Source organism: Pseudomonas sp. NBRC 111127 (assembly GCF_001320345.1).
Classification (GTDB): domain Bacteria; phylum Pseudomonadota; class Gammaproteobacteria; order Pseudomonadales; family Pseudomonadaceae; genus Aquipseudomonas; species Aquipseudomonas juntendi.
In genome coordinates, this window is the sequence record NZ_BCBD01000221.1 from 1 (window position 1) to 7,237 (window position 7,237).

Consider the following 7,237-nt stretch of genomic DNA (forward strand, 5'->3'; position numbering starts at 1 on the left):
GGTGAAGGGCGTGAGCAGGGTGAGCAATTGCTGAGCCTCGGCGGGGAGCTGAGCAAGGCGGTGCGGGCCTTCAGGGTCTGAGGCCGGCACAGGCAATACACAAGTGGCGCCAGGTGTCGCCGTCCCTTTCAACCTGCGCCAACTCCGTTATCATGCCCGGCACGTTCCACCTCGCGAGTTCGCCATGCGCCGCCTGTTTTTCCTGCTGTTCCTGCTGCTGGCCAGCCCTGTCTTCGCCACCGGCCTGCTCGACAACCGCCCCAGCGCCACCCTCGGCGCCGCTTCGCTGGCCAACAACGCCGACTTCCTGCCAGTGCACGAGGCGTTCAAGCTCGACCTGATCCAGGCCGATGCGCACACCATCAAGCTGCGCTTCATCGCCACCGACGGCTACTACCTCTACCGCCACCGCTTCCAGTTCCACACCGAACCCGCCGACATCGCCTTGGGCACGCCGAACATCCCCAAGGGCGAGGCCAAGCACGATGAGTTCTTCGGCGACGTGGAGGTGTACCACGGCGTGCTCGACATCGAACTGCCACGCAACGATCCGCGTGCCTTTACCCTGCTGGTGGGCTATCAGGGCTGCGCTGACAAGGGCCTGTGCTACCCGCCGGAAACCGCCCGGCTGAGCATCGATGGCGAAGCCGGCACAAACACCCCTGACGCAATCGAGCAGGCCTGGAGCTGGAAATCGCTGCTGCTGTTCTTCCTCGCCGGGGTCGGCCTGTCCTTCACCCCCTGTGTACTGCCGATGCTGCCGATTCTCTCCGGCGTGGTACTGCGCGGGCAGGTCGGTGGGCCACGCGGGCTGGCGCTGTCGCTGGCGTACGTACTGCCAATGGCCGCCAGCTTCGCCGCACTCGGCGCGCTGATGGGCTTGTTCGGCGCCGGCCTGAACCTGCAGGCACGCCTGCAATCGGCTTGGGTACTGGTGCCCTTCGCGCTGTTTTTCGTGGTGTTCGCCCTGGCCATGTTCGGCCTGTTCGAACTGAAGCTGCCGCAAGCCCTGAATAACCGCCTGAACAACGTCGCCAACCACACCAAGGGCGGTTCGCTACTGGGCGCTGCAGTACTCGGCGTGCTCTCCAGCCTGTTGGTTTCGCCCTGTGTGTCGGCGCCCCTGGCAGGCGCGCTGCTGTACATCAGCGCCAGCGGCGATGCCTTGGGCGGGGCGCTCAAACTGTTCGCCCTGGGCCTGGGCATGGGCGCGCCACTGTTGCTGGTGGCCACCGGTGGCGCAGCCTGGCTGCCGAAAAGCGGCCCTTGGCTGAACACCGTAAAAAACGCCATCGGCGTACTGCTGCTGGGGCTGGCCATCGGCCTGCTCAGCCGGGTGCTGCCAGGCCCGGTAACCCTATTGCTGGTCGGCCTGCTTGCCGCAGGCGTGGCACTGTTCCTCGGCGCCTTGGAGTTCGTGGTCAAGACTGCGCGCCAGCGCCTGGCGCAACTGCTCGGCCTGGCCTTGCTGGTATACGCGCTGGCTTGCTGGTATGGCGCCCTCAGTGGCCAGGGCGACCCGCTGCGGCCCCTGTCCGTGCCCAGCCAGGCGGCCAGCGCTGGCACTACCGCGACCACAGCGCAGGCCTGGCAAACCATCACCACCCCGCAAGCCCTGGATGCCGCGCTGGCACAGGCCAAGGCAGCCGGCCAACCGGTGTTGCTGGACTGGTACGCCGACTGGTGCATCAGTTGCAAGGTCATCGAACACGAGGTGCTCAACGCCGCCCAGGTGCAGCCGCAACTGGCGGCGTTCAAGCTGCTGCGGTTCGACATCACCGCGAGCAACGCCGAGCAACGCTCGCTCCTTGACCGGTACCAACTGTTCGGCCCGCCTGCGCTGTTGTTCTTTGCCGCGAACGGCAGCGAAATTACCGCCGATCGGGTGATTGGCGAGATAAATGCCGGGGAATTCGCGCAGATTCTCACGCGCGTGCGCGGCAAACTCGGTCTATAACTTCCCGCGGGCCGGGAAAAATCCTCGATTAGGTGACCAGATTTAAATATTTGGTCACATACTTCGCGCGAATCTCGGACATCGTGCTGGCTATTGCCGGGAACTGGACACTTGCCGTCGCTTTACGGCACACTCGCCGCGCTGTGTCGAATTGCCCTACAAATCCAAGGAATCCACAGATGGCAACGCTACTGGTGCTTCACGGCCCCAACCTCAACCTGCTCGGCACTCGCGAGCCAGGCCACTACGGCGCCGTGACCCTGGCCCAGATCAACCAGGACCTGGAGCAACGTGCCCGCGCCGCAGGCCACCATCTGCAGTACCTGCAGAGCAATGCCGAATACGAATTGATCGACCGCATTCATGCGGCACGCAACGAGGGTGTGGACTTCATCCTGATCAATCCGGCTGCTTTCACCCACACGAGCGTCGCATTACGTGACGCATTGCTTGCGGTGAGCATCCCATTCATCGAAGTGCACCTGTCCAACGTGCACAAACGCGAACCGTTCCGTCACCACTCCTACTTTTCCGATGTGGCCGTAGGGGTGATCTGCGGTCTGGGCGCCAGCGGTTATCGCCTGGCCCTGGAGTCTGCACTGGAACAACTGGCTGCCAACGCACAGCCCAAATGATGAAAACCCCGGCCTCGATGGGCCGGGGTTCCAGAGAAACGTTCTAGATACGTTTTTGTATTTCGCCCCCTGACCGAACCTTTGGGAGTTGATGATTAATGGATATCCGTAAAGTCAAGAAACTGATCGAGCTGCTGGAAGAGTCTGGCATCGACGAGCTGGAGATCAAGGAAGGCGAAGAGTCGGTTCGTATCAGCCGTCACAGCAAGACCCCAGCTGCCCAGCAGTTCTACGCACCGGCCCCGATGGCTGCCGCCCCGGCCGCTGCTGCCCCGGTCGCCGCTGCTGCGCCAGCCGCCGAAGCCGCTGCTGCTGCCCCGGCGCTGAAAGGCACCGTGATCCGTTCGCCAATGGTAGGTACCTTCTACCGCAAACCTTCGCCGACCTCGCCGAACTTCGCTGAAGTTGGCCAGAGCGTGAAGAAGGGCGACACCCTGTGCATCGTCGAAGCCATGAAGATGATGAACCACATCGAAGCCGATGTTGGCGGTGTCATCGACGCCATCCTGGTAGAAGACGGCCAGCCGGTTGAGTTCGACCAGCCGCTGTTCACCATCGTTTGAATCGCGGAGAGCCAACGATGTCTGGGAAGCTCGAAAAAGTCCTGATCGCCAACCGCGGGGAAATTGCCCTGCGGATCCTGCGTGCCTGCAAAGAGCTGGGCATCAAGACCGTCGCCGTGCACTCCACTGCCGACCGTGAACTGATGCACCTGGGCCTGGCAGACGAGTCGGTCTGCATCGGCCCTGCATCGTCGAAGGATTCCTACCTGCATATCCCGGCGATCATCGCTGCCGCCGAAGTGACTGGCGCCACCGCGATTCACCCTGGTTACGGCTTCCTGGCGGAAAACGCCGATTTCGCCGAGCAGGTGGAAAAATCCGGTTTCGCCTTCATTGGCCCGAAAGCCGACACCATTCGCCTGATGGGCGACAAAGTTTCGGCCAAGGACGCGATGATCAAGTCGGGCGTACCAACCGTACCGGGCTCTGATGGCCCGCTGCCGGAAGACGAAGAAGTCGCCTTGGCAATCGCCCGTGACGTCGGCTACCCGGTGATCATCAAGGCCGCCGGTGGCGGTGGTGGTCGCGGTATGCGCGTGGTGCACAAGGAAGAGGACCTGATCGCCTCGGCCAAGCTCACCCGCACCGAAGCCGGTGCTGCCTTCGGCAACCCGATGGTCTACCTGGAAAAGTTCCTGACCAACCCACGCCACGTGGAAGTTCAGGTGCTGTCCGACGGCCAGGGCAACGCCATTCACCTGGGTGACCGCGACTGCTCGCTGCAGCGTCGCCACCAGAAGGTCCTGGAAGAAGCACCAGCCCCGGGTATCGATGAAAAGGCCCGCCAGGAAGTGTTCAAGCGCTGCGTCGATGCGTGCATCGAGATCGGCTACCGCGGTGCCGGTACGTTCGAATTCCTGTACGAAAACGGCCGCTTCTACTTCATCGAGATGAACACCCGGGTGCAGGTTGAACACCCTGTGTCGGAGATGGTCACCGGTATCGACATCGTCAAGGAGATGCTGAGCATCGCCGCTGGCAACAAGCTGTCGTTCCGCCAGGAAGACGTTGTCATCCGTGGCCACTCGCTGGAGTGCCGGATCAACGCCGAGGACCCGAAGAAGTTCATCCCGAGCCCAGGCAAGGTCAAGCACTTCCATGCACCGGGTGGCAACGGCGTGCGCGTGGATTCGCACCTGTACAGCGGTTATTCGGTACCCCCGAACTACGACTCGCTGATCGGCAAGCTGATCACCTACGGCAAAGACCGCGACGAAGCCATGGCGCGCATGCGCAATGCCCTGGACGAGATCGTCGTCGACGGCATCAAGACCAACATCCCCCTGCACCGCGACCTGGTGCGTGATGAAGGTTTCTGCAAAGGCGGCGTCAACATTCACTACCTCGAGCACAAACTGGCCAACCAGGAGTGATCGTGTAGTGTGATGGACCAGAACCCCGGACTTGTGCCGGGGTTTTTTATTGCTTAGCCAAGGCTCACACACCCCCTGTAGGAGCGGCCTTGCGTCGCGAAAGGGCCGCGAAGCGGCCCCGGCAATATCTGCGGCGAAGCTGAGATCGTGGGGCCGCTGCGCGCCCCATCGCGACACAAGGCCGCTCCTACAGGGACCGCAGGTTACCCCTTCATCCGCGGCATCTCGATACGGTGCTCATGCACCCGCCGATACAGGGTAGCCCGCGAAATGCCCAACGCCCGCGCCGCATCGGCCGGCTTCCAGCGATGGCGGATCAGCGCATCCAGCAACAGTTGCCGCGCCGGGCACGACACCCCGCTTGCGACCGAGCCTACCGCCCCACCCCGCACCTCCTGCGGCAAATCCTGCACCCGCACCTGCCCGCCCTCGCAGACCGCACAGGCATAGCGCAACACCTGCCGCAGCTGGCGCAAATTGCCTGGCCAGCGATAAACCAGCAGCGCCTGCAAGGCATCGTCCGCCAGTACAACTTCCACGCCACAGGCCGCAGCCTCTTCGGCCAGCAATTGGTGAATCAGCCCCAACCGGTCCTCCCGCTCACGCAGCGGCGGCAACTCGAAGCGGGCATTGGCCAGGCGGAAGTACAAGTCTTCGCGGAAACGCCCGTTTTCTACCATTGCCGCCAGATCACGGTGGGTGGCACAGATCACCTGGATATCCACCCGCTCCCGCCGCGCCGCGCCCAGCGGCGCCACTTCGCCCTCGGCCAGCACCCGTAGCAACCGGGTTTGCAGGTTCAGCGGCATATCACCGATCTCGTCGAGGAACAACGTACCGCCGTGGGCCTGCTGCAATAGCCCTTGCATGCCTTTACTGGAAGCACCGGTGAAAGCCCCCGCCACATAACCGAACAACTCGCTCTCGATCAGGCTCTCGGGGATGGCTGCACAGTTCAGGGTCACGAAGGGGCCGTCACGGCGCTGGCTCTGCTGGTGCAACTGACGGGCGAACACCTCCTTGCCGGCCCCGGTTTCACCCAGCACCAGCACGGCCAGGTTGCAGTCCTTGACGCGGGTAGCCAAGCGCAGGTGCTGTTCGATGCGGCTGTCCTGGGCCTGCTGCAGCGGTTGCGCCCGCTGGCGTTGCCGAGGGGCGCTGACCCGGCCGTACAAACCACCCAGGCCAGGCAGGCGCTGGGCCGACGACGCGCTGACCCGGCGTAGCTGGTCCATGTCGAACAGCTCGCCAATGTGCGCCGGCAAACGGCCCAGGCGTTCGACCAGGCGCTGCCGGGCCAGGCTGTTGATGGCCTGCAGGCGACCATCGGCATCCCAGGCCAGCAGGTAATCAGGCTGGCTTTCCACATAGCCCGGCGTGCCATGGGCGCGCATCACCCAGTGGCCCTGGGCAGTGTGCATGAAAAAGGCGTTTTCGATGTCGCGAGCGGTTTGCTCGACCAGCTGACGGATCAGGTGCTGGCTGCGGCGGTCGTCCGGTGACTGCAAGGCAGACACATCCACCACCCCCAGCAACTCGCCCAACGGGTCGAACACCGGTGCCGCCGTGCAGGTCAGGCCGATGAACGCCGCCCGGAAGTGGTCGCGCTTGTGCACCGTGACCGGGGCCTTGCTGGTGAGCACCGCCGCCACGCCACAGGTACCCTCCTCGCCCTCCGACCAGCAAGTGCCCAGGTACAGGCCGGCTTTGCGACAGTCGTTGCGAATGGCCGATTCGACCCGGTAGTCGATGGTGCGCCCTTGGGCGTCGGTCAGCAGCACGCAATAGTCGGCGCCCCGTACGCGCTCGTGCAGGCGGGCCACGGCGTCGCTGGCGATGCGCAGAAACAGCTGCGCGCGTTCACGGCACTCATTGAGCAGGCTTTGGGAAAGGATGCGTGGGCCCTGCTGGGAAGCGGGGTCCAGGCGGTACAGCTCCATGGAACGGCGCCATGAATCGAGGATCAGCGGCGGTACCGGCGCCTGTGGCAGGCGGTCGGCATTCTTCAGCACCCTGCTGACGCAATCGACATGGGCTCGGGAGTTCGCGGCAAGCATTCGGGCCCTCCGGTTCTCGTTGCTGTTTTTATCGTTGTTCGGCCATTAAGCGCTTGCGCGCCCGCCCCGACAAGCACTGTGTGGCTACCGGCTGGCTTGAGACGCAGCGTCTCAGCGTCTCGCCCAACGCGGCTGCGCACTGGCACCGGGCGTCTCGCCGTGCCCGCCCTGCAGCCGCCACCAAGGCAGGCCAAAGCGCTCTGCAACGGCCCCTTCGGCGCCCTTGGGCAAAGCTGGCACCGCCCTTGCTCCAGTCCTGGCAAACAAGAATACGAGGTGCGCCATGCCGCTACCCGCCCCGCTCGTCGGGATCATTGCCAACCCTGCCTCCGGCCGTGACCTGCGCCGCCTGACGGCCAGCGCCGGGCTCTATTCGAGCACCGACAAGGCTTCGGCAATTCAGCGCCTGCTGGCCGCCTTCGGCGCCACCGGCATCGGCCAGGTGCTGCTGCCCAGCGACATGACCGGCATCGCCGCCGCCGTGCTCAAGGCCAGCCAGGGCCCGGCTGCGCTCGACCAGCACTGGCCAGCCATCGAAATACTCGACCTGCCGTTGTCGCAGACCGTAGCCGACACCCGCCTGGCCACCCGACGCATGGTCGAGCGCGGTGTGGCGCTGATCGCCGTGCTGGGGGGCGATGGCACCCACAAG

The 7,237-nt window shown here is 64.2% G+C and carries 6 protein-coding genes; 5 read left to right on the forward strand and 1 reads right to left on the reverse strand.

Features of this window, described 5'->3' with window-relative positions; translation table 11 throughout:
- The first annotated feature begins 184 nt into the window (after positions 1-184).
- The 4 genes from APH30_RS25410 (at position 185) to accC (ending at position 4,528) form a co-directional block, all read left to right on the forward strand.
- Complete coding sequence (locus tag APH30_RS25410) at positions 185-1,957, forward strand: protein-disulfide reductase DsbD (protein ID WP_054914094.1); 1,773 nt, start codon at positions 185-187, stop codon at positions 1,955-1,957.
- A gap of 179 nt (positions 1,958-2,136) precedes the next feature.
- The gene (aroQ, locus tag APH30_RS25415) at positions 2,137-2,592 is read left to right on the forward strand and encodes a type II 3-dehydroquinate dehydratase (RefSeq protein WP_003255330.1); all 456 of its coding nucleotides are present in this window, start codon (positions 2,137-2,139) and stop codon (positions 2,590-2,592) included.
- Positions 2,593-2,690: 98 nt separating this feature from the next.
- Positions 2,691-3,155: an acetyl-CoA carboxylase biotin carboxyl carrier protein gene (gene accB / locus APH30_RS25420; RefSeq protein WP_054914092.1), complete on the forward strand. Its 465-nt coding sequence runs from the start codon at positions 2,691-2,693 to the stop codon at positions 3,153-3,155.
- Positions 3,156-3,172: 17 nt separating this feature from the next.
- Positions 3,173-4,528 (forward strand): acetyl-CoA carboxylase biotin carboxylase subunit, encoded by a 1,356-nt coding sequence (gene accC, locus APH30_RS25425; RefSeq protein ID WP_009685761.1) that lies wholly within the window; start codon positions 3,173-3,175, stop codon positions 4,526-4,528.
- A gap of 203 nt (positions 4,529-4,731) precedes the next feature.
- On the opposite strand, the gene APH30_RS25430 is transcribed toward accC, so the two are convergent.
- Positions 4,732-6,585 (reverse strand): sigma-54-dependent Fis family transcriptional regulator, encoded by a 1,854-nt coding sequence (locus tag APH30_RS25430; RefSeq protein WP_054914093.1) that lies wholly within the window; start codon positions 6,583-6,585, stop codon positions 4,732-4,734.
- A 283-nt stretch (positions 6,586-6,868) separates the two neighbouring features.
- Here APH30_RS25430 and APH30_RS25435 point away from each other — a divergent pair.
- Positions 6,869-7,237, forward strand: a 369-nt coding sequence (locus tag APH30_RS25435; RefSeq protein ID WP_177333797.1) for an NAD(+)/NADH kinase, incomplete at its 3' end; no start/stop codon positions are given.